This is a genomic window from Arthrobacter sp. 754 (assembly GCF_040548695.1).
In the GTDB taxonomy this organism is placed as follows: Bacteria; Actinomycetota; Actinomycetes; order Actinomycetales; family Micrococcaceae; genus Arthrobacter.
Window position 1 is genome coordinate 371,395 of sequence record NZ_JBEPSC010000003.1, and the last position, 23,542, is coordinate 394,936.

The following is a 23,542-nucleotide window of genomic DNA, read 5'->3' on the forward strand; positions in this document are numbered from 1 at the left end:
ACCACGAATGGGCGAAGTGCCCTACGATCTGACCGTTGACAGTGGTGGCGATCAGTTTCCGGTGACGGGATCTGCCCCCAGGCTGTCCTGGAAACCCGCTCTCGACGGCGCTGCCCGGGAGTTTGAGCTCGAAGCGTTTGTCGACGGCGCACCACAGCATCCGGTAACGACCACAGGCCACCTGTATGTTGCGTGGCCGTGGGGGCCGCTGCGCAGCCGGCAGAGGGTGCAGTGGCGTGTGCGCCCCTCCGCGGTGACTGCAGACTGGTCTGACTGGTCTGCGTTCGAAGTCGGCCTCCTCGACCCGGACTGGAACGCCGCGTGGATCTCCCCGGTGGAGACAGAGGCCCCTGGTTACGGCCAAAGACCCGCGTATATCCTCACTGCCGGATTCGAGCTGCCCGGCGACGTGAAGTCTGCCCGCCTTTACGCGACCGCTCTCGGTGTCTACACCGCTGCGGTCAACGGGCAGCGGGCAGGAACCGCTGAGCTTTCCCCCGGATCCACCTCGTATGACCGCACGCTGTATGCGCAGGCATCAGATGTGGCCTCCGCACTGAAGCCTGGGCATAACCGGGTGGAAATTGAACTCTCCGACGGCTGGTACCGCGGCCAGGTCGGCGCATTCCGCCTGCCTGCCGGCTGGGGCACCACCCTCGCCGCCCGCGCCGAACTGCACATCGAACTGGCCGACGGGTCTCATCAGGTCGTCCTCACAGACGATACCTGGACGAGCGCGGCGTCAACGACGATCCGCGCGGACCTCATGGACGGTCAAACCGTTGACCTCACGCTGCCTGCGGCGGCACCGGCGAGAGCCCTCGTCGGCGTCGTCGAGGGACCGGCCATCGGTTGGTCACCGGCCCCGCCGGTGCGCGTCATCGACTCCCGCCCGCCGGAGCGCATCTGCGAGCTCAGGCCGGGTGTGTGGGTCGCCGACTTCGGCCAGAACGCATCCGGGTGGATCCGACTCGAGGACCTCGGCCCCGAGGGCACAAGGACCGTGATCGAGTACGGCGAACACATTGGCCCGGACGGCGACCTCTCAACCTCCCACCTCGACTCCCACCGGCCGGGAGAGCCGGCGCGAATCTTCTCCCAGTGCGACGAAGTCATAGCCGGGCCCGCAAGGGCGGTCTTCGAACCGCGCCACACGGTCCACGGTTTCCAGTACGCCCGCATCAGCCGCGAGGGAGCGGCCCTGGATCCGTCAACCCTGACAATGCAGGTCGTCCATAGCGACCTGGAGCGGACAGGTCAATTCTCCTGCAGCAACGAGGACCTCAATCACCTACACCGCATCGGCGAGTGGAGCTTCCTCGGAAACGCCGTGGATGTACCGACCGACTGCCCCACGCGCGAGCGTATGGCCTGGACGGGTGACTACCAGGTGTTCGTCTCCACGGCCACCCGACTGCGGAACGTTCACGGGTTCAGCCGGAAGTGGCTGCGCTCCGTGCGGGACGATCAGCTCCAGGACGGACGCATCGCCAACTTCTCACCGGACGGCCGCCGGATCAAGAACAATCTCGATGACCAGTTCGCCATGATGACGGGATCCGCCGGCTGGGGGGACGCGATCGTCGCCGTGCCATGGGAACTGTACAAGGCATACGGCGATGACACAGTGCTGGCCGAAAACTGGGACGCCATGGCCCGCTGGGTACAGTGGGCCCTCGAAAAAGCCGCCACGACCCGCCATCACACGCGCGCCCAGACCTCGCCCGAACCGGAGCCGTTCGAGCAATACCTGTGGGACGGCACTTTCCACTGGGGGGAATGGACCGAGCCGAAGCAACGCGACGCAGACGGGAAGCTGATCGACCCTATCAAAGACAACCCGATGGCCTGGTTCATGGAAGACAAAGGCGAAGTCGGAACGGCATACCTCTACCGATCCGTGACCACACTTGCCCGTATCGCCCACGTGCTCAACCGGGCCGAAGATGCGTCGAAGTACACACAGATCGCTGATGCGGTTCGTGACGCCTGGCGTGCCGCCTACCTTCGCCAGGACGGGACAACCGCCACCGACACGCAGGCCAGCTACGTCCGTGCCCTGACCTTCGGACTACTGCCCGAGCACGTCCGCGGGAATGCGGTCGATCGTCTCGTCGACCTCATCCGCTCCGCGGACACACACCTGGGAACAGGATTCCTCTCCACCGGCGATCTCCTCCCCGTGCTCGTCGACGCCGGCCGGGCGGACGTCGCCTACGAACTGCTCCTGCAGCGCACGGCCCCGTCGTGGCTGTACATGGTCGACAAAGGCGCCACGACAATCTGGGAAGCATGGGAAGGGGTCGACGACGAAGGCAACGCATACGAGTCCCTGAACCACTACAGCAAGGGAACTGTGCTCCGGTTCCTCCACGAGTACACCCTGGGCCTGCGCCAGGACCACGGGTCGGCGGCCTGGCGCTCCATCATCATCGCTCCAACCCCCGGTCCGGCCCTCACGTGGGCCCGCGGGTGGTACGAAACACCGAACGGAACGATCCGCGTTCATTGGCAGCTCGACGGTGAAGAGCTCCGCATCGACGCCGACATCCCCGCGGCGACGTCCGCCCGTGTTGTCTTCCCGGACGGTTCCGAATACACCGCTGGCCCCGGCCGGTTCCGTGGCGCGGGGCCCATCACGCCGGAAAACACCAAAGTCCCAAGCCACACAGCCACCGCAATTTGAAGCGTGCCCGTCCGCTACCACGGCCGGACCACTACAACAATCACAGAAGAGGATGACATGACGACTTTCCCAGACGGCTTCCTATGGGGCGCCGCAACCGCAGGCCACCAAATCGAAGGCAACAACGTCAACAGCGACTGGTGGGTACGCGAGCAGACCACACCCGGAATGGAACTCTCCGGAGACGCCTGCGACAGCTACCACCGCTACCGCGAGGACATCGCCCTCCTCGCGGATGCCGGCCTGAACTCCTACCGGTTCAGCCTCGAATGGTCCCGGATCGAACCCGTTTCCGGGCACTTCTCCAAGGCAGAGCTCGCCCACTACCGCCGCATGATCGAGTACTGCTTCGAACGGAACATCACACCTGTCGTCACCCTGCAGCACTTCACCACTCCCCAGTGGTTCGCGAACGAGGGCGGCTGGCTGGCCCCGGACGCATCGGAGAAGTTCCAGCGCTACGTCCAAGCCGCCACAGGCATCCTCGACGGCGTTGAGTGGGTGGTCACGATGAACGAACCAAACATGCAGGCCGCCATCATGACCGCCATGCGCCGAATGCAGCAGAGCCCGGAGGCCCAGTGGCAGAGCCCCACCGTAGAAGCGGAAGGAGAGCAGAAAAAGACCCACAGCGAATTCCTCACCTACGCAGATCCCGAGATAGGCCGTGCCTTCACTGCCATCCACCACGCCGCCCGCGACATCATCAGGGCCAACACCAATGCCAAAGTCGGATGGACCATTGCCGCCGGTGCACTCACCGCAGCCCCTGGCGGGGAGGAGAAACTGCTTGAGATCCGATACGGCAAAGAAGACGTCTATCTGGAGGGCAGCCGCGGCGACGACTTCGTCGGCGTTCAGGCATACTCCAGCCAGGAAGTGGACGCGAACGGCCTCGTCCCGCACCCCGCCCACCCCGACAACACGCTGGTAGGCACCGCATACCGCCCGGACGCGCTCAGCATGGCCGTCCGCCACGCCTGGGAGATCACGGAAGGTGTGCCCGTCCTCATCACCGAGAACGGCATCGCGACCGCCGGTGACGAGCAGCGGATCAGGTACACAAGGGAAGCACTGCACGGCCTCCACGAGACCATGACCGAGGGCATCGACGTGCGCGGTTACCTCCACTGGTCCCTCCTGGACAACTTCGAGTGGGGACACTGGGAACCCACCTTCGGCCTGATCGCCGTCGACAGGGACACCTTCGCCCGTACACCGAAGCCAAGCCTGGCATGGCTCGGCAGCGTCGCCCAGCACAACGAACTCGACGTCGAGGTCCTCTCATGACCACGGCTTTCGCCGACGTCTCCACGACACCCGTCGCTGACCTCCTGTCCCTGACCGGGCGGCAGGCGGTCGTCACCGGGGGTGCGCAAGGGCTCGGCAAAGCCATAGCCTTCCGGTTGGCTGAAGCCGGTGCCAACGTCCTCATCGGCGACGTCAACGCAGACAAGGCCCACGCCGCAGCAGTCGAGATCACTGAACGCTTCCCGGAGCGGGCGCGTGGTGTCGCTATGGACGTCACCGACTCCGAATCAGTCCGGGCCGCCGCCGAAGCCGGGGCCGAAGAGTTCGGAGGGATCGATATTTGGGTGAACAATGCCGGGATCTTCCCGAGCGTCCAAGTACTCCAAACACCGGATGCGACCTGGGAAGACGTGTTCGCCGTGAACACGCGGGGCGTTTTCAACGGTTCCCGCGAAGCTGCACGCCGTATGAGCGCCGGCAACAACGGGGGAGTCATCATTAACATCGTCTCGACCGCCGGATTCGCAGGAACGGCGCCAGGACTCTCTGCTTACGTCGGATCCAAACACGCCGTCCGCGGCATGACGAAGCAGATGGCGCTCGAATTCGCTCCGCTCGGAATCCGTGTTCTTGGCGTCGCCCCTACCTTCGTACCCACCGAAGGCAACATGGCCGCTGCTGCGGCACACCCCCGGACCGAATCAAGCGGGGCGATGGCGGTCATGACCAACAGTCTCATCGGCCGAATGGGAACCCCGGACGACATCGCTCGGGTTGTCCTGTTTTGTGCCAGCGACCTGTCCACCATCATGACCGGTAGCACGCTCCTCGCGGACGCGGGACAAACAATTTGAACCCACCAAGCTCGGTGCCGGCACACAACGTGTTGCCGGCACCGAGCCGGATCGTTCCCGGGTACCATCCCGGGAAAGTACTCGTCCAGCAATTCATACCCACTCCGGCCGTCCAGGCCGTCTCCGGCAGGCAATGACGGCGAGCCGGAAAACGTAGCCGGCTCCCCGGGGAAGGAACGGTAACAGAACTTTGACGGCAGAACACCATGAAGCGGCTGCACTGCAACACAACCAAGCGGCTGCACTGCAACACAACCAAGCGGGTAAGGTCACCGCAACTATTTACGACATAGCCAGGTTAGCCGGAGTGAACCCGTCCACAGTCTCCCGGGCGCTTAACAAGCCGGGAAGGGTCAGCACGCGAACGCGGAAGCTCGTCGAGGCTGCCGCCGTCGAGCTGAACTACCAGGTAAATCCTATGGCCCGGGCGTTGCTCACGGGCCGGACCGGTACCCTCGGCTTGATCGTCGCCGACATCACCAACCCGACGTTTTTCAACGTCATCCGCGGGGCGGAGAGCACAACTGTCTCGCGTCACTACACCTTGATCCTGGCCGAGTCCTCCGAGTCCGCTGCCACCGAGCTGACTGCGGCACGCCGGATGATGCCAACTGTGGACGGCCTCATTCTGGCAAGCCCCCGCATGGGCGATGAGGACATCAGGACGCTCGCCCGGGAGAAGCCTGTGGTTGTCATCAACCGCGAGGTGGAAGGCGTCTCGTGCGTCACCCCCGACGTGGAAAAGGGAATTAGCCAAGCCATCCGAAGCCTGGCAGCTAACGGACACAAGAACTTGGCCTTCATCGCAGGGCCCCCGCAGTCGTGGATGTCTGCCAGGCGATGGGAAGGGGTGAAGGCTGCCTGCGAGTGGTCCGGGATCCGGTCACTGTGCTTCGAATCCAACGAACCCACCGTCGAGGGTGGCCGCCTCTTGGCGCGTGATATCCGAGCTAGCGGCGCGACCGCGGTCATGGCCTACAACGATCTCCTGGCGATCGGACTCATGCAGGAACTTCAGGCCGCAGGAGTAGCTGTGCCAGACCGTCTCAGCGTCGTTGGCTTCGATGACATTTTTGGCGCAGACTTCACCACGCCGCCACTGACCACTATCCGTTCACCTCTCAGGGAATGCGGTGCCCTGGCCGCCGTACGGATGCTGGATCTTGTGAACGGCGTCCCGGAAGCAAGCGGGACCCTTCGCGCAGAAACCGAACTGATCCTCCGAGGCTCCAGTGGACGGCTTCTCGCGGGCTGACCTACGCACAGATCCTCGAGAAAGGTTTCCGGCCGCGGTTGAGTCGAGATCGCCGTGCGGGAATACCACATATCCGGGTCGGTCGGGAACGTGCTCTCCGTAGTGGATGTCTACGGCGCCCAGATGCACGACGTCATCGTTATTGACCTCTGGCGCGACGCTATCGCCAAGCTTTGAGGGGCGGTGCCGGTGCACACGAACGACGCTAGCTAGCTAGCACTCCTACTATGTTTTGTCTCGCTCGGTAGGTTTCCAGTTTTCGGGTCCGCAGGCGTCAAGCGACTCCGTGGTCGCGGGTGTGTATCTTGCTGGCCATACGGTGGTCTCTTCGTGGCACGTCCCGACTGTTCCAGAGCTGTCCAAGGTTGCGCCCGTCAGCATCGCCCCGTGCAGGTCAGCGTGCCCGAGCTTGGCAAGCTCAAGGTGAACATCCGTGAAATCGGCGCCGCGCCCATCAATGCCTTGCATGTCTCATCCTACAAACGTCGCACCCCGAAAATTCCCAGTGGCAAGTGTTGCTTGGCGGAAATCGACGTCCTTGAAGTAAGTTCGCTAGGCGCGACTCCGCGTCAAATTAGCAAGGCGCGTGTCGGCTTTTGAGACGTTCGACTCGTCCAGGGTGCCGTCGGTGAAGTTGGAGTCTGAGAAATCGTCCCATGTCAGAAACTGGTTAGACGGATCATGCCAACCAGATCAAGGCCGTTCAAACGCCTGGCCAGCCCCTGATCGTCGGGCTGTGAGCGAACGAAGCGAAGATTCTCGATTCGGATGGCTTGATCGGCAAGTTGCTTGGCTGCAGCTAGTTCGCGCTGCGCCCGACCGTCATCAATGGATTCCTGTCTGTTTGCGACGATGAGCCCAGACATTGTTCAGCGTTGCCGGTCGGCTGGCGAAACCTCGCCGGCTTGGGATTCAATCGATCAAGCAGGACTCTCCATCATTGCGCTCGTGGGCTTAACGCGCGGACGGCGTGGGGGCGGGCTCGTGGATGTATTCCAGTGGACGGTAATTTGGTTGCCCTTCGCGTTTGGCCTTCGCCAGTTCTCGCCTGATGCCTACGGGATCGCCACCGCTATATCCCTAGCGGGTGCGCTGGCGGGCGCGCTGGCATTTGTTACTGCGCGTCGAGGACGCATCCCTACGGCCGGCCCGGCGTGACACCCGGACTTGGCGCCCCTCGAGGGGACTGTAACGGCTTCAGCCCCGTGCGCAGTTATTGTAGGGATGTTTTCGTTGCGGCGACATCGTAAAGGCGGCCTGACCTGCGAAAACGCCTAAAAAGCCGTGTTCTCGTATCCACTCTTACTTCCATGATTTAACAGCCGATAATGGAGATTCCGTCAACCTTGGCAAAGGCTCGCACAAGTTGCACTGGGTGACTCTGTTCCGTCCATAGTTGGGGTCAATTCGGGTTATCCACCGCTGGATATTGGCGCCCAGATTAGCTCCCGGAGCAGCAGTAGCAGTGGATAACCCATGAGGATTGTCACCGGGTGTTGGCGCCGACGGAACTTTGGGGCTCAAAGCGGCGGCCTGTGTTAGGTTGAGGTGTACTTCGACCGGACGCACGCACGTGCCTTTGCTCCCCCTGCTTGAGGTTGCTCGGCGCTCATTCAGCTGATCGCTGACCACATCTACTCAGACTGAATCGCGCTCTGATTCCAAGCCGTGCAGTGTGAGTGAAGGCTGGTTCGACAGTGCTGCAGTTCCTAGGCCTGGTTGCACTCGGCGCACGTAAGCGGCTCGCATTGCCCGGAAGCACTCAAGGATTGCGGGGTGCCCCGCCCTGCCCTTCAGGGTAGCGAAAAGTACCTCTCGATTGATCAAGGGTTCCAGGGGCCTGATGATCAGTCCGTTGGTTGATCCAACGAGAGCAAGCCCGGGTAGTACGGATACCGCTAGCCCGGCTCGGACCATCTGTAGGACCGTTGTGGTGTCTTTGCAGTCACAGGTGATGTTGGGACGGAAGCCTTCCGCCAAGCAGGCGTCAACGATCGATGAGTGGTAGTACCGCGCCGATCTATTGAATGCCCAGTCCTCCTCAGCAAGGTGCCGAAGGGGGACGGTGTCCAGCTTGCGGTACGGATGCTTTTCGGACATGACGACGTAAAAGTCGTCTACAAAGAGAGGCTGGTAAAGGACTGCCTCGTTTCGGGGGTCCTGGTGTGACAAGTTGTCCAGGATGGCAACATCTGCTCGTTTGGTCATCAAGTCCACGAGTGCTTCTGCGGGCTCGTGCTCGACCATTTGGACCTTCAGCAGGGTGTGGGTCGAGCGCAGCAGTGCCATCGCCGGCGGAAGCACAGTTGACGAGAACGACGGAAATGCGGAAATCCTGATGTCTCCAGAAATTGAATTCTTCGTGACCGCAATCTCAGCGTCGATCCGCTCGAGGGACTCAAAGACTTCGTGGCTCTGTTCAACAAGCCGTAGTCCCGCCCCCGTGAGCTGTACACTGCGTCCAGCCCGCTCGACGAGGACCAGCCCAGTATCTTTCTCCAACTGGGAAAGCTGCTGGGAGACTGCCGGCCTCGTTAGTCCCATCGAGTCCGCTACGGCCGAAATCGTTCCCAAGAAGGATAGCTCTCTCAAGAGACGAAGCCTCTGAACATTTATCACGGTGGTCGACCTTTCCAGCGAGACCCCTCGGTATGTCTAGGGAAACATTTTCTATCGCATTAGGCAAGAAAAAGACGCTTGTGCCGACTCATTGGACGCCCTAGCCTTTTGTTTACGCCAAGCGGTGTGATGTGGATCAACTCCAGCACCGGTACGCTCCGGTCCCATCAGCGACCGAACTCCACCGCTCATCACTCCAATTTTTGAGATGGAAGAACCAATGAACCGATCCCAAATCACCCAACTCATCCTTGCCGCAGGGCTGCTAGTAAGCGCCACCCTGGCCGGATGTTCCACCCCGACTTCTCCAACGGGAAATGCTGCTGAAACATCGTCCGGCAAGCTAGGCCCGGGAGTTGTCGATACATCCGAGGTGACGGGCGCCATCGCCTCCGATCCAGCTCTGGCAGCGCTCCTACCCGCAGACATCAAGGACCGGGGAACCCTCGTGGTAGGTAGCCCGGCGACGTTCCCCGCCCTCAACTTCTATGCGGCAGACGGCACGACCCTGGTCGGGCATGATTGGGATCTCGCCGTTGCAGTGGCCAAGCGCCTCGGGCTGCGACCGGAACATGCCGACATCGATTATGCGGCCCTTATCCCCGGCCTAAAGTCCGGCCGCATCCACACTCTCAACGCCGGCATGAGTGACACGGCGAAACGCCAGCAGGAGATCGACTTCGTTGACTATCGAATGGACGGCGTCGTGTTTCTTGTCCCGGAGGGGAATCCCGACAAGGTCTCCAAGCCAGATTCCCTGTGCGGGCTCTCGACTGCCGCGGTCACGGGCACCATCACGGTCGACCGTGCACGCAAGTGGAGCGACAACTGCGTAGCAGCGGGCAAAAAACCGATCGGTCTCACGGAGACCGAAGACACCTCGCAGATGCAGTCCCAGCTCCGATCCGGACGTATCAACTTCCTCCCCGGCGATCTGGCCACTCTGAGCTATATCGCCACCTCCGTCAATGACGGTAAAGCTTTCGACCTGATCGACGACGAAATTATCGACATGAAGCCAACAGGATTTGGATTTAGCAAAGAACGAAAAGAACTGACGACTGCCGTTCAGCGTTCTCTGCAGTCACTCATCGACGACGGCACCTATTCCAAGATCATGAAGGCATGGAACCTTCAAGACCTGGAAGTTAAGTCTTCGGTCATAAACGGCGGCAAGTAGTGCAATGACAATAACAACGCAAAAACCAGAAACCGAAGTTCCCGTCGTTCCCCTGCGGCACGTGGGCCGGTGGGTAACGGGGGCGCTTATCCTCCTAGCCGTGGTCACCTTCCTCTGGGCAGCGGCCGGCGGCCGGATCGACTATGCATCAGTTCCCGGTTTCCTCTTCGCTCCACGCCTCCTGGAAGGGCTTGCTGGAACGGTGGTCCTGTCCGTCGCTTCCATGGTTGCCGCGGTTGTCTTGGGGACAGCAATTGCCCTGCTGAACCTCTCGGAGAATCCCGTTGCGCGCTGGTTTGCAATCGCCTGGATATGGCTCTTCCGCGCGATCCCGGCTCTCGTGCTGCTCCTGCTTCTCTATAACGCCGCCTTGGTCTTCCCGCGGTTGACGCTCCAAGTTCCTTTCGCGGCAGGTCCATTTCTCGACATCTCAACGAATGACATACTAACTGCAGCCACGGCAGCATTCGTCGCGCTGGCTCTGAACGAATCTGCCTACATCGCTGAGATCGTGCGCGCCGGAATCACAAGCGTCGACATCGGACAGACTGAAGCTTCCAAGTCAATCGGCCATACCCCCTTTCAGCGGATGTCGCGAGTGATCATTCCGCAGGCCATGCGAGTGATCGTGCCGCCTATGGGCAATAACTTCATCGGGCTCGTCAAAGGCAGTTCCATAGCGTCCGTGATTGGCTTTGTCGACCTTCTCAGAGGCTCCCAGATCGTCGCCTCTTACAACCTGCTGGTGATTGAGCTCCTGCTGGCAGCCACCATTTGGTACCTCATCGTGGTCGCGGTCCTGACATTCCTCCAGGCGCTGCTTGAGCGCCGGATCCACGGAGGAAGTACCCGAATCAACATGAGAAAACGAATTGGGCGCGGTCTTTCCACGCCACCATTCATGAGGGAGAAAACAGATGACCCACTCACCTGAGAGCGACGCCGACTTCATTCGCGTCAGCGGCCTTCAGAAAAGCTACGGAACGACCAAGATCCTTCGCGGAATCGATCTGAAGGTACGCCGTGGGGAAGTGGTTTGCATCATTGGCCCCTCCGGCGCAGGCAAATCCACCCTGCTTCGCTGCATCAACCGGCTGGAACGCCCCGATCGCGGCTTCGTCTTCAACCGCGAGCAACCCGTTGGGTACGAAATAAAGCACGGGAAGTTCCACGAGCTCAACGAACGGGCAATGTCAGTTCAGCGCTCCCGCCTCGCAATGGTCTTTCAGCACTTCAACCTGTTCCCGCACATGACGGTGCTGCAAAACCTTGTCGAAGGCCCTGTCACTGTTCAGCGGCGGCCTAGAAAAGACGTCGAAAAAGAAGGGCTGGACTTCTTGGCGGCGCTCGGCCTTGAGGGCAGGGGAGACGCCTACCCTTCCCAACTCTCCGGCGGACAACGGCAACGAGTGGCCATAGCCAGAGCAGTCCTCATGAACCCTGACTGTCTTCTTTTTGATGAACCCACGTCAGCACTCGACCCCGAGCTCGTAGGCGAAGTCCTTAAAGCCATGACGCTCCTGGCTGAAAGAGGCATGACCATGCTGATCGTCACGCACGAGATCGCCTTCGCACGTGAAGTGGCTGACCGAGTAATTTTCCTTGACGGCGGAGTCGTGGCTGAAGAAGGTACGGCTGCCCAGGTGCTGACCAATCCACAGACCGACCGGGCCAGGCAATTCCTCCGCCGAACCCTGTCTTAACCCTAGCCGCCAACCTGCACAGGCTTTAGCGTAAGTGTGAGTTTCATATAGGGGTAGTTTTTGACCTCTTTACCTAACGCTTTTGACCGTGCATTCTGAAATAAGTACTTGCAATCTCTGTCCAGGCAGTCCATCTGCAGGCAGAAGGACACGAACCAGAAAGAGAAATCTCATGGCTACACTCACATTCATCGGCGTCGGCCGAATGGGCTCCGGAATGGCGGCCAGGCTCCTCGGCGCCGGGCACACCGTACAGATCTTCGACCCGAACACCGATGCTGTTGACGCTCTTGTGCAGCAGGAGGCAATTGCGGCCTCATCGCCGGCGAAGGCTGCCCAGGGCGCCGAAGCTGTTTTCACCAGCCTGCCCAACCCAGCGATCCTCAGGGACGCCGTTGAGGGACCGGACGGCGTGCTTGCCGGTGCCGCTGCAGGTGTCACCATCGTCGACTTCAGTACCGTCGACCCTGAAACCGCGCGCGCTCTCGCTGCGACCGTGGAGGCCCAAGGTGGTCACTTCCTCGACGCGCCCGTCAGCGGAGGAGTCGCTGGCGCCGCCGCGGGAACCCTTCTGACCATGGTCGGGGCCAGCGATGAGGACCTCGCGAACGTCCGCCCCTACCTCGAGAAAATCGCCGCACGCATTGTTCACTGCGGTCCCGTTGGGTCCGGGCAGCTGACAAAGCTCAGCCACAACATGCTGGTTGCCATCAACACGGTGGCGGCAGGTGAGGTACTGGCGGCCGCGGTGAAGGCTGGCGGCGACCTTGAAACCCTCACCGAGGTGTTCGGAGCCGGTCTAGCAGGCAGCAAGATGCTGGACCACTTCGGCAAGACGCTCTTCACGGAGGAACGGCCGCCGCTGTTCGCGCTTGACCTGATGCACAAGGACATCAGCCTGTGCCTGAAGGAATTTGGGCAGTTCCCAATGCCACTCAGTCAGCTCGTCATGCAGACGTATAACGCAGCGCGGGCGAAGGGGCTGGGAGGCCAGGATTCGACTGGCGTCAATGAAATTTACGAAGAGCTGTTCGGCCTGCAGCTGATTGCACAAACCAAGGAGAACTAACGCATGACCGCGCAAACGAACCTCGTGCTTCCCACCAAGGGATCAACCGGCCTTCTGATTGACGGACAGTGGATCGATCCGAAAGACGGCGGAACCCTGGAAGTCCAAAACCCCAGCAACCGCAGCACTGTTGCCACCATCGGACGCAGCACCGCAGCCGACGTTGACCGTGCTGTCGCCTCTGCGGCAGAAGCCTTCAAGTCCTGGCATCTGTTGCCAGCCCGTGAACGCGGAGCATTCCTGACCCGCCTCGGCAACGCCGTAGCTGAGAACGCAGAGGACATAGCCCGTCTTCTCGCTTCTGAGACCGGTAACGCGATCCGAACCCAGTCCCGCGGCGAAGTAGCCTCCACCGTCGAGGTGCTCCGCTACTACGGCGGCACCGCCTCAGAACAAAAGGGCGAAACACTTCCCCTCGGGCAAGGACTGTTCAGCTACTCCACCCGCGACCCCCTCGGTGTTGTCGCAGCCATCATCCCGTGGAACTCCCCGCTGGTGCTCGGTGCCGTAAAGATTGGTATGGCCCTGGCCACCGGCAACACGCTGATCCTCAAACCAGCGGAGGACGCACCCCTGGCCGTCATCCGGGTTTGCGAACTCGCCGCTGAAATCCTCCCCGCCGGCGTTCTCAACCTCGTCACCGGGCGCGGGTCCGACGCCGGCGCAGCCCTGGCCGGGCATCCGGACGTTGCTAAAGTCTCCTTCACCGGTTCCAGTGAAGTCGGCCGCGGCGTCCTGCACGCAGTAGCAGACCGCATCGGTCACGCAACTCTGGAACTTGGCGGCAAGAGCCCCGCAATTGTCTTCCCGGACAGCAACACCGAGGAGACGGCAAAGAACATTGTTGCAGCGATGCGTTTTGCCCGGCAGGGCCAGTCATGCACTGCCGGCTCCCGGCTCTTTGTCCACGCCGATATCTGGGATGACTTTATGCCCAAGGTCATCGCTGCAGTGGAGGACCTCGTCATCGGTGACGCCCTCGACGAGGCCACCGACATGGGCGCGGTCATCAACACCACCAGGTACCAGGAGATTTCCGAATTCGTCCGGGAAGCCGAAGAGCAGGGTGCACAATTCCTGACCGGCGGCCCCTCCGCTGGCCTGGACGGGACGACGCCGCTTCAGCTGAAACCCACCGTCATCGCCGGCGTGGACAACACCTGGCGGATCGCCCGTGAAGAGGTTTTCGGCCCCGTGCTGGTCGCCATCCCCTGGCAGACCGAAGCTGAAGTGACCGCATGGGCCAACGACACCCACTACGGGCTTGCCGCCTATGTTTTCACCCAGGACCTGACCACAGCCCTCCGGATGGCAGAAAACGTCGACGCCGGGTGGGTTCAGATCAATCGAGCCGGCGGGCAGCTCCCGGGCATGTCCTATGGTGGCCGCAAACAAAGCGGCATCGGTGCCGAGTACTCCATCGAAGGAGCCCTCGAAAGCTACACCCAGCGCAAGAGCGTCACCATCGCTCTCTAAAGGCCGGCGGGAGAAGGTGCGCAGGACTCCCCACCCGCCTTCTCCCGCCATCCACAGGCCATACCGGCCGTACGGCCCGAAACGCCGCACAAGCCCTTCCTACCCAGCCTGTTCCGGCAATAGCCCCGGACTGAAAGGACCCATCATGAGTCAAGGTGTAATCGAACCGGTTCCGGTTGACACCAAGGGCAAAGTCTCAGTCAAAGCCGCCGCCAGTTCATTCATCGGAACGACCATCGAATGGTACGACTACTTCCTCTACGGGACGGCCGCGTCACTGATCTTCCCCCGGGTGTTCTTCTCGGACCTGGAGCCGGCCGTCGCCACCCTGAGTTCGCTGGCAACTTTCGCTGTGGCCTTCCTGCTGCGGCCTGTTGGTGGCGTCGTCATCGGACACTTCGGCGACAAACTCGGCCGCAAAAAAATGCTGATCCTGACACTGATGATCATGGGCCTGTGCACCGGCCTCATTGGGCTCATTCCCGAAGAGGACGCTATCGGCATATGGGCCCCTGTCCTCCTGATCGTCCTTCGTGTCTTCCAGGGCTTCGCCCTCGGCGGCGAGTGGGGCGGCGCCGCCCTCATGTCCGTCGAACACGCACCCGACGGCCGTCGCGGCCTCTTCGGGGCAACAATGCAGATGGGTGTTCCCGCCGGGCTGCTGCTCTCCACCGGCGCCTTCGCCGCTGTCTCAGCTCTCCCCGATGAAGCGTTCTTCAGCTGGGGGTGGCGTGTCCCCTTCCTGGCCAGCTTCCTGCTCCTGGTTGTCGGCATGTACATCCGCCTTGCAGTTTCCGAATCCGACGCCTTCAAGAAGGTGAAACAAGAAGGCCAAGTCGCCAAGCTGCCCATCCGCGAAGTCCTGGCCAACGACAAGCGCCGCACCCTGAACCTTGTTTTCCTGCAGAGCGCAGCAAACGTCGGCTACTTCCTGATCACCGTTTACTCGCTCGTTTATGTGACTGAAACCCTTCACCTGCCCAGGACCTGGGCTGTGACCGGCCTGCTGATGGGTGCCGCCGTGGACCTCTGCCTCCAGCCCGTTTTCGGATGGCTCTCAGACCGCTTCGGACGGAAGAAGGTGTACGGAGCAGGATCCCTGTTCCTCGGCCTCTACGCCTTCCCCTTCTTCTGGCTCCTGGAATCAGCCTCCGAGCCCCTCGTCTGGATTGCACTCATCCTGGGTCTTGGCATCGGACACGCTTCCACCGGTTCCCTGCACGCAGTCATCTACGCCGAGCAGTACCCGTCCCGCTACCGCTACACCGGTTCCTCCCTGGCCTACCAGCTCTCGGGAATCATCTCGAGCGCACCGACACCCCTCGTCGCAGCATGGTTGGTAAGCACCACCGGTGAATCAAAGCTCGTCGCCGTATACGTCGTCATCGCGGCCGCCATCAGTGTCACCTGCACGTTCCTGCTAAAGGAAACGTACAAGAGCCGGATCGACCACTAGCCATGACAAGCCAATCCGTTACTCCCGCGCTCGACGAAGCACCCACCGCCGCCCCAGTCGCCGACGAACGCCACCTCGCTGCCGTGATGGAAAGCCTTGACCGGCTCATGACCATTGAAATTAGGCCAGCAGACGGCAAGCTCCCCGCCGGAATCGTCTCGGGCCTGTACGGCGCATGCCGCGACTATTTCGGAGAGCCACTTACCGGGCTTGCTGAACGAAGGCTGCACGCTTCTGTAGTAACCAATTCAACCGTGCTCATCGCCACCGGGGCAGGCATCGGCCCCTGGCTTCCAGAGGGTGAGACGGACGGGCCGATGGGGGCTGCGGTACTCGGCCGGGCTATTGCCTCGACATTGAAGGCCAGAATCGTCTTCGTCACCGAAGCCCGTCACGAGCCCGCGGTCAGGGCAGCCATCGATGCCCTCACCTACCCCCAGGGTGCCCGCCCGGAAATCGAACTGGTAGAGGCCGGGGAAAAGGAAGGCCGACAGGCAGCCCAGCGGCTCATCACGCTGTACCGGCCCACAGCCGTGATCTTCATCGAAAGGGATGGCCCCGGTACCCAAGGACGGTTTCACGGTGTGCGGGGAGACTGTCGCTCCGCCAACGACGTGGCCCAACTCCACCACTTGGCCAACCTGGCCAACAGGTCTTCGGTCTTGACCATCGGCATCGGGGACGGCGGCAACGAAATCGGATTTGGCGCCCACCGGCGCCGCATCGCCAGCAGGCTCCCGGGCGACGGCACCTGCCGGTCGGGCTGCGACTCAGGGATCTACACCGTCACCAAGACCCAGGTGACCATCAGCGCATCAGTCTCCAACTGGGGAGCTTACGCCCTCACCGCCGGTCTGGCCGCCAGCTTCGGCGACACCGAAGTATGCCATACCCCGGAAGAAGAAGACCTCCTGCTCCGGGCTTGCATCGCAGCAGGAGCACGAGACGGAGCCACCGGATCCACGGCACTGCAGACAGATGGAATCCCGCTGGAGACCCATCAGCACGTCATCGCCCTCATGAAGACCATCGCAGCCACTACCTTGGCACGAACCACAACAATCGGGCCTCAACCAACTCCGGTCTTCGCGACACCCGCAGCACCACATAGGAGCCGTTTTGTCAGCTAACCAAGCCACAGTGTCAACGGTCAAAACAGACCGCTTTGGCAACCCCATCGACCCCATGGTCGGTTACGCACGCGGAACCATCATCGACTCCAGCATTGCAGAAGGCCGCCGCCTGAGGCACGGGCAGGCCATCGCTGCCCAACGGGTGCGGGCCTCAGGGGCAGATGCAGTGGCGGTCTACACCGGCAACCAACGAGACCTTCCCCTCCGGCCTGAGGACCTGGCAACGTATGCCGAGGAATGGGTCGGTCCGGGCTTGTTCGCCGATGAGCTAAAGGACGCAGCCATCAGTCACCTCGGCGGACGCCCGGATGACGCAGCGGCCGCGTTCAACAGGACCACAGCTGGCATCATCGCCGCTATCTGCGCTCTCGCCGCCGACCAGCCGGTCGTGTCCGTCGTCCCGGCAGGGGCCCGGTCCCACGCGTCCGTGCCGCGGGGAGCGAGGCTTGCCGGCGTTCTTTGTCACGAAGTCGCCATCGACCAGGACTGGCGCGAAATCATCCGCGCCAGCCGTCCGGCGCTGGTGATCGTCACCACCGTGACTTCCAGTCTTGAACGGCTGGCAGACCAGGACACCCTCACTGCCGTCGGCTTCGCCCAGGCCGAAGGAGCCGTCGTCCTCCTCGATGAAGCCTACGGCGCCCGCCTGCGAACCGTCCTCCACGGCGGCGTGCCCTCCCTGCAGCTCGGTGCGGATATCAGCATCACAAACTGCGATAAGGCCGGACTGGCCGGTCCGCGTGCAGGCATCATGGTTGGCCGTCCCGATCTGGTCGCTGCCGCCTCGGCAAAAGCCTCCGAGGTCGGGGCAGAAGCACGCGCTCCCATCGCCGCCGGCGCCCTGCGCTCACTCCAAGGTTTCAACCCGCAAGACCTCCTCACCGAATCGGCATCGGGGCAGGAAATCTCCGACGCACTGGAAGCACGGTTGGGTGCTGTTGTCGAACGAAGCGATCTGGGCCCCATGATCCACGAGGACGATGTCCACGCGATCGCTCTGCAGAGGTCCGGTCTCACCGAAACGACCCTGGTGCCCGCCGAGACCACGTCGGCCCTTGGAGCAATTCTGCTCCGCGAGCATGGCATCCTGACTGTCAACACACACGGTCAGCCAGGGGCACGGGTTTCCCTGCGGCTAAAGCCGACTCTCGACGCCCTGCGCAGAACCGGCGGACCGCTGAAGGTCGCATCGGCAGTTGACGAGTCCCTTGATGCGCTAGCCGTCAAATTCAACGACACCCACGCCATGTCCACCCTCATCCTTGGGAGCTAAAATGCCTGAACTGACCACCTACGAACCATCTGCACTGAGCCGGACACTGTCCCCGCAGGACAGAAGGCTCGACCGCATCGTTAACGTCGACATCGGCGGTCGAGGTGTGGAGCACCTTTATGAAGCTGCCTTGCAAACGCAGGACGGCTGGCCCCTGGTGGGGCGGGCCGCTGATCTTCTCGCCGCCGTTCCCGACAAGTCCACCGTACTGATGACAACAGGATCGGTCTCCCGCGCCTGGATCTCACCGACCATTGGAGAGAACGACGGACCGGCCGGCGCCGCGGTCATCGCCAGGGCGCTGGCCTTGGGCAAACGCGTCACCCCGATTGTTCTCGCAGAGGAAACCCTCATTCCGTCGCTGGGACCGATCTTCGAAACGGCCGGCCTCACGGTCCTCCCGCCGGACAAGGCCCGTGAAGCCAACATGGGCGGGACGCTGTTGGCTGTTGCACTTGTTCCGTTCACAACCAACGACGACGAGGCTCCCGCGGCGGCACGGCAGGTCCTTGAAGAATACGAGCCGGCCCTGCTGTTCTCCACCGAACGCGTTGGCCGGAACAGGAACGGCTTCTACTACAACATGCGCGGCGTGAACTTCGGCCAAGACCGGGCACGCGTGGACCACGTGTTCGACCTTGCCCATGACTTGGGCGTCCCCACCGTGGCTGTTGGGGACGGCGGCAACGAAATCGGAATGGGTAACGTCTCCGATGCGGTTGCAGCACACATCCCCCACGGTGCAGACGGTTCCTGCGCCTGCGGTGGAGGGCTGGGCGCCACCACCAGGGTTGAAGCACTGGTGACGGCGGCCTGCTCCAACTGGGGCTGCTACGCTATCGCTGCCGCACTGGCCACCCGCCTCGGCAACCACCGGCTCGTCCACACTCCTCACCTTGAGGCTGCCCTGCTTCGCCGCGGTGTCGACGTCGGCCTCATTAACTCTGTCGTAGGAATCGTCGACGCCAAGGTCGACAACATCGAGATTTCCACACACCTTGCGGTCGTGGAACTCCTCTCCGCCGTTGTCATGGCGAGCCTGGCTACCACATAAACCACCCCTCATCAGGATCAAAGAAGACCCAATGCCGCACCTGACCGAAGACCAGTTCCACGACCATGCCAACGCGGAAGGTGAAACCCACCGACCGGAAAACCACTCCGAAGCATCCTCCTGCCTAGCTGCTTGGATCACAGACTGGGACGCACAGTTCAGGCGGCTTGCAGGACTCACCGGAGACCGGGCGGATGTGCTGATCCGTTGGATCGGCGCGTTCCCCCTCTCATACCGGGAAATCTTTACTGCCGCCGAAGCGGTCGGGGACTGCCTTTCCATTGAAGGATTGCAGGACACCAACGGACGCCCGGGCTACGTCCTTCGGTTCTCCCGGCCACACTTCGCGTCTGGCAACGGGAGATTGAAGATCATCACCTCGGCGGAACTATCCCTCGAAGACATCGTCCCGCCTCTCCGGCATCTGGGCATTCTGATCAACGATGAAAGGCCTTACCGGCTGGCTCCGGAGGGACATCCAGCGGTCTGGATTTACGATCTGGGCATCAGCACCACAATCAATCAGCCCGACAGCGAAGACCTTCGCACTCGGGTTGAACAGACGATGCGGGCAGTATGGACCGGGCAGACAGAATCTGATGCCTTCCACGCGCTCGTTCCAGCAGCGGGTTTCTCGTACCGTGAAGCTCTCCTGCTTCGCGCCTACTTTCGGTACCTCAGACAATGCGGTCTTAGCTTTTCACTGGAACGCGTCGCCCATGTCCTGGCCGTACACAGTTCCCTAACGGCGGACCTTCTTTCATACTTTCGTGCCCGCTTCGCACCTGACGAGGACCACGAAGGCCGACCAGCAGAGCCGGCCCTAAACGCCATTCTCGAAAAACTCGACGACATCACAGCACGGGACGACGACAGAATCATCCGTTCCTACATGGAGGCCATCCAGGCAACTATGCGAACGAATTTCTACCAGTCCCTTCCGGGAGGTGAAGCCAAAAACTACATTGCCCTGAAAATCGCTTCCGGGCAGCTGCCGCTGTTGCCGGAACCTCGCCCCGAGCACGAGATTTGGGTTTACGCGCCCACAGTAGAAGGAATCCACCTCCGGTTTGGCTCCATCGCCCGAGGGGGTCTTCGCTGGAGTGACCGCCGGGAAGACTTCCGCACTGAAGCTCTGGATCTCGTCAAGGCCCAGGTCGTCAAGAACGCTGTAATCGTGCCAACCGGCGCAAAGGGCTGTTTCTACGTCAAAGCTGCCTCGGGGACAGGCCCAGTGGACAGCCCTGAGCGGGACGCCTACAAACTCTTCATCAACGGATTGTTGGATCTGACCGATAACGTGATCGCTTCGGGTAACGGCCGGACTGTCCAGCCACCGGACGATGTCGTAACGCATGACGCCGAGGACCCCTATCTGGTCGTGGCCGCCGACAAGGGAACGGCGCGCTTCTCGGATCTCGCCAACGAGATTGCCGCGGGGCACGGGTACTGGCTCAACGACGCTTTCGCTTCCGGTGGGACAGCCGGCTATGACCACAAGGCGATGGGAATCACCGCCCGCGGCACTTGGGAATCAATCAAACGGCATCTAATGGAGTCCGACGTCCCGTGGGAATCGGCCGTCATCGACACCATTGGGATTGGCGACATGAGCGGGGACGTCTTCGGTAACGGCATGCTCTACACAGATAAGATCGCGCTAAAAGCGGCTTTCGATCACCGTGACATCTTCCTGGACCCGACACCGAACCCGGAGCTGTCATTCCAAGAGCGAGCACGGCTATTTGCACTTGACCGCTCTTCCTGGAACGAGTACGACCGCGGCGTCATATCACCAGGAGGAGGCATATTCTCCCGAAACGCCAAAATAGTCCGTATCTCGCCACAGGCCGCAAACGCACTCGGATACGAAGGGCCCGTCACACTCACGCCCGAGGACCTCATCAAGGTAATCCTGAAGGCGCCCGCCACACTGCTCTTCAACGGCGGCGTCGGCACCTACATCAAGCACAGTGAAGAATCCGACCTTCAAGCGATGGACAAAGCAAATGACACCGTCCGAATTAGCGCGAACGAGGTCAGGGCAAAAATCATTGGCGAAGGCGGAAACCTCGGGGTTTCTCCCCGAGGAAGGGTCGAAGCCTCCTTAAGCGGAATCCGGATCAATACCGACGCGGTCGACAACTCTGCCGGAGTTGACTGCTCCGACCACGAAGTCAACATCAAAATATTGCTGGATTCCGCTGTCGCGGCAGGAGATATCGCCGCCACCGAACGGACCGCGCTACTCAGCGGCATGACCGATGATGTGGCACAGTCAGTCCTCGCCAACAACTACGAACAAAACTTTGCGCTGGGAACGACCGCGGGACACAGCAGTTCGATGACCCATGTCTACCTCCGGGCAATGAAGTTCATGGAAAGCAAAGGCCGACTGCACCGCCAACTGGATGCCATGCCAAGCGACCAGGAAGTCCTCCAGCGTCTGGAGCACGGCAAAAGCCTGACAAGGCCAGAAATCAGTATTCTGCTGGCCCACATGAAATCATCCCTCAGCCACGAGATCCTTACCAGCGGCATCCCGGACGAACAGTGGGCGCAGCAGGAACTGACGGCATACTTTCCCCATCAACTGCTAGAACATGCCCAGAAGCACTTGCAGGCGCACCCGCTGAAAAGGGAAATCATCGCCACGTCCCTTGCAAACAGGATCCTCAACCACTCGGGTATCACCTTCGTCTTCCGTCTCTGCGAGGAGACAGGAGTCAGCGAAGCCGATGCCGTGCGGGCCTACTTCATTTCAGCCGGGATCTGGAACCAACCGGAATTCTTCAGTGTTATCCGCAGCCTTGACGGACACGTGCCGTCATCAACCCAAGAACGCATGGACCGGATCATGCGGCGCCTTCTGGACAGGTCCAGCCGCTGGTTCCTCAAACATCAAACAGGAACCCTGGATGTCTCGGCAGAAATCGAACGATACCGCCAGCCCGTCGCGAACCTCACTCGCCAACTGCACACACTGCTGCAGCCCAACCAGCTTCAAGACATCCAAGCCGGCGCTGCTGAACTAGAAGCCAAGGGAGCACCTGCCGCCCTGGCACACCAAGCTGCTGCGTTGCTTTACCACTATCCGCTTCTGGACATCACCCGCTCGGCCGCGCCCGCAAGCGTAGCACCAGCCGCGCTGGCCGCAACGTACTTCAACCTCTTCGAACAAATCGACGGCCGACGCCTCCTGAGCAGAATCGACTCACTGCCACGCACCGACCCTTGGGAAACAATGGCACGGGCCGCGCTCCGCGAAGACTTCTACGACGTCCTCATCAGCGCAGCCGGAGCCCTGGCTACACCGCGCGATGACGTCTCGGAGCAGAGAAGCGGCCCCGCCATCGCCAGCCGTCTCGGACTCATTGCAGAAGCTCTCACGGAACTCACCGGCGAGACCTCGACCAACAGAAACTTCGAAATCCTCACCATCGTCCTTCGCACCCTTCGCAGTCTCCGAACGGCCGCCTTCAGCACCCACTGACCCGCCACGCAGCACGCCACGACCCGGCACAGAACAGGATCCAGACTTTGACTCTCCCACTGAATGCCAACAAGCCAAATGCCAAATCACCCTCGCAACCGCCTTCCACAGACAGCTGCGACTCAGACTGCCACTTTTGCCAGGGCCCTGAAACAGACTGACGGACGGGCCGTCAGCTGTTGCCGGACCCACTGACCGCTGTCATCGGCCACCGCACTGGCCCACCAAACCGCTCTCATTCGCCGGGGAAGCCTCACAACCAAAAAGAGGAAACACAATCACTGCAACGAGCTCTGACAGCGCGCAAGAGGTCCGCAACGACCGGCTGACGCTGCGCTTTCTAACCACCCCGCAAGACATGGACGAATCCGGCCGGCAAGTCCAAGCAGGCCGCGTACTGGAATGGATCGACCGCGCCGGCTATGCCTGCGCCTCCGCATGGAGCGCCAGCTACTGCGTAACCGCCTACGTTGGAAATGTGCGCTACGACGGCTACATAGGGCCTGGAGACGTAGTTGAGGTCGATGCCCGCGTCATCCACACCGGCAACTCCAGCATCCACGTGCTGGTATCGGTGCACGCTCGTGCACTGCACGAAGCGGATTACACCCGTGCCATGCACTGCATCCTGGTTCTGGTGGCCGTTGATAAGCAAGGAAAACCCCACCCCGTAAGGCGCTGGGAACAAACGACACCTGACGACAATATTAGACAGCGACTTGCTTTGGAGCGTATCCCTGTCCGTCAGCGCATTAAAGAAGCCATGCTCGCGGAATACTACTCAGATCAAGGGACAACACCGAAAAGCACCCTGCGTTTCGTCGCAGGACCAGAAACGGCAAACTGGGCGGGAAATGCCCACGGCGGCACTGTCATGCGCTGGATAAGCGAGGCCACCGCTACCTGTGCCGTTCTCCTCAGTCCGCATGGAGCCCGAGCCACAGGTACTCAGGAGGCATCCACTTCCACCACCCAATCAAGATCGGGTATCTGGTCGAAGTAGAGGCAAGAGCCATCCTGGTCGACGGTCAAGACGTCCA

The 23,542-nt window shown here is 61.5% G+C and carries 20 protein-coding genes; 17 read left to right on the plus strand and 3 right to left on the minus strand.

Translation table 11 applies throughout. The features are described 5' to 3' along the window. The first annotated feature begins 7 nt into the window (after positions 1–7). From ABIA70_RS11170 to ABIA70_RS11190, 5 genes are all read left to right on the plus strand, one after another. Positions 8–2,686, plus strand: a complete 2,679-nt coding sequence (locus ABIA70_RS11170; protein WP_354147628.1) for a family 78 glycoside hydrolase catalytic domain — start codon at positions 8–10, stop codon at positions 2,684–2,686. Between the two features lie 57 nt (positions 2,687–2,743). Continuing rightward, positions 2,744–3,976: a glycoside hydrolase family 1 protein gene (locus ABIA70_RS11175; protein ID WP_354147629.1), complete on the plus strand. Its 1,233-nt coding sequence runs from the start codon at positions 2,744–2,746 to the stop codon at positions 3,974–3,976. Continuing rightward, positions 3,973–4,791, plus strand: coding sequence for an SDR family NAD(P)-dependent oxidoreductase (locus ABIA70_RS11180; protein ID WP_354147630.1), 819 nt, complete (start codon positions 3,973–3,975; stop codon positions 4,789–4,791). Before ABIA70_RS11175 ends, ABIA70_RS11180 begins: the two co-directional genes overlap by 4 nt. A gap of 190 nt (positions 4,792–4,981) precedes the next feature. Then, a complete protein-coding gene (locus ABIA70_RS11185) occupies positions 4,982–6,046 on the plus strand; it encodes a LacI family DNA-binding transcriptional regulator (RefSeq protein ID WP_354147631.1) in 1,065 nt (354 codons plus the stop codon). Positions 6,047–6,100: 54 nt separating this feature from the next. Then, positions 6,101–6,223 (plus strand): hypothetical protein, encoded by a 123-nt coding sequence (locus tag ABIA70_RS11190; RefSeq protein ID WP_354147632.1) that lies wholly within the window; start codon positions 6,101–6,103, stop codon positions 6,221–6,223. Between the two features lie 48 nt (positions 6,224–6,271). Here the strand turns inward: ABIA70_RS11190 and ABIA70_RS11195 are convergent, their stop codons facing one another. Further along, positions 6,272–6,514, minus strand: coding sequence for a pentapeptide repeat-containing protein (locus ABIA70_RS11195; RefSeq protein WP_354147633.1), 243 nt, complete (start codon positions 6,512–6,514; stop codon positions 6,272–6,274). Here ABIA70_RS11195 and ABIA70_RS11200 point away from each other — a divergent pair. Beyond that, positions 6,434–6,646, plus strand: a complete 213-nt coding sequence (locus tag ABIA70_RS11200) for a hypothetical protein (RefSeq protein WP_354147818.1) — start codon at positions 6,434–6,436, stop codon at positions 6,644–6,646. The two genes, ABIA70_RS11195 and ABIA70_RS11200, sit on opposite strands and share 81 nt — an antisense overlap. Positions 6,647–6,705: 59 nt before the next feature. Here the strand turns inward: ABIA70_RS11200 and ABIA70_RS11205 are convergent, their stop codons facing one another. Together ABIA70_RS11205 and ABIA70_RS11210 are read right to left on the minus strand one after the other, a co-directional pair. After that, positions 6,706–6,912, minus strand: coding sequence for a hypothetical protein (locus ABIA70_RS11205; RefSeq protein WP_354147634.1), 207 nt, complete (start codon positions 6,910–6,912; stop codon positions 6,706–6,708). A gap of 772 nt (positions 6,913–7,684) precedes the next feature. Next, positions 7,685–8,665 carry a LysR family transcriptional regulator gene (locus ABIA70_RS11210; protein WP_354147635.1) on the minus strand — a complete coding sequence of 327 codons (981 nt, stop codon included), beginning with the start codon at positions 8,663–8,665 and terminating at the stop codon, positions 7,685–7,687. A gap of 220 nt (positions 8,666–8,885) precedes the next feature. On the opposite strand from ABIA70_RS11210, the gene ABIA70_RS11215 reads away from it, so the two are divergent. From ABIA70_RS11215 to ABIA70_RS11265, 11 genes are all read left to right on the plus strand, one after another. Next, positions 8,886–9,845 carry an ABC transporter substrate-binding protein gene (locus tag ABIA70_RS11215; protein ID WP_354147636.1) on the plus strand — a complete coding sequence of 320 codons (960 nt, stop codon included), beginning with the start codon at positions 8,886–8,888 and terminating at the stop codon, positions 9,843–9,845. 100 nt (positions 9,846–9,945) lie between these two features. Beyond that, on the plus strand, positions 9,946–10,779 hold the full coding sequence (locus ABIA70_RS11220) for an amino acid ABC transporter permease (RefSeq protein WP_354147637.1): 834 nt from the start codon (positions 9,946–9,948) through the stop codon (positions 10,777–10,779). Further along, entirely contained in the window at positions 10,763–11,548 is a 786-nt protein-coding gene (locus tag ABIA70_RS11225; RefSeq protein ID WP_354147638.1) for an amino acid ABC transporter ATP-binding protein, read from the plus strand. Before ABIA70_RS11220 ends, ABIA70_RS11225 begins: the two co-directional genes overlap by 17 nt. Positions 11,549–11,720: 172 nt before the next feature. Continuing rightward, positions 11,721–12,617: an NAD(P)-dependent oxidoreductase gene (locus ABIA70_RS11230; protein WP_354147639.1), complete on the plus strand. Its 897-nt coding sequence runs from the start codon at positions 11,721–11,723 to the stop codon at positions 12,615–12,617. Between the two features lie 3 nt (positions 12,618–12,620). Continuing rightward, positions 12,621–14,093 (plus strand): aldehyde dehydrogenase family protein, encoded by a 1,473-nt coding sequence (locus tag ABIA70_RS11235; protein ID WP_354147640.1) that lies wholly within the window; start codon positions 12,621–12,623, stop codon positions 14,091–14,093. A 145-nt stretch (positions 14,094–14,238) separates the two neighbouring features. Continuing rightward, complete coding sequence (locus ABIA70_RS11240) at positions 14,239–15,549, plus strand: MFS transporter (RefSeq protein ID WP_354147641.1); 1,311 nt, start codon at positions 14,239–14,241, stop codon at positions 15,547–15,549. 2 nt (positions 15,550–15,551) lie between these two features. Then, positions 15,552–16,679 (plus strand): glutamate cyclase domain-containing protein, encoded by a 1,128-nt coding sequence (locus tag ABIA70_RS11245; RefSeq protein WP_354147642.1) that lies wholly within the window; start codon positions 15,552–15,554, stop codon positions 16,677–16,679. Beyond that, on the plus strand, positions 16,669–17,955 hold the full coding sequence (locus tag ABIA70_RS11250; protein WP_354147643.1) for an aminotransferase class I/II-fold pyridoxal phosphate-dependent enzyme: 1,287 nt from the start codon (positions 16,669–16,671) through the stop codon (positions 17,953–17,955). Before ABIA70_RS11245 ends, ABIA70_RS11250 begins: the two co-directional genes overlap by 11 nt. Position 17,956: 1 nt before the next feature. Beyond that, positions 17,957–19,009, plus strand: a complete 1,053-nt coding sequence (locus ABIA70_RS11255; protein ID WP_354147644.1) for a glutamate cyclase domain-containing protein — start codon at positions 17,957–17,959, stop codon at positions 19,007–19,009. Between the two features lie 31 nt (positions 19,010–19,040). Then, on the plus strand, positions 19,041–22,502 hold the full coding sequence (locus ABIA70_RS11260; protein ID WP_354147645.1) for an NAD-glutamate dehydrogenase domain-containing protein: 3,462 nt from the start codon (positions 19,041–19,043) through the stop codon (positions 22,500–22,502). Between the two features lie 358 nt (positions 22,503–22,860). After that, positions 22,861–23,505 (plus strand): hotdog domain-containing protein, encoded by a 645-nt coding sequence (locus ABIA70_RS11265; protein WP_354147646.1) that lies wholly within the window; start codon positions 22,861–22,863, stop codon positions 23,503–23,505. Positions 23,506–23,542: the final 37 nt, after the last annotated feature.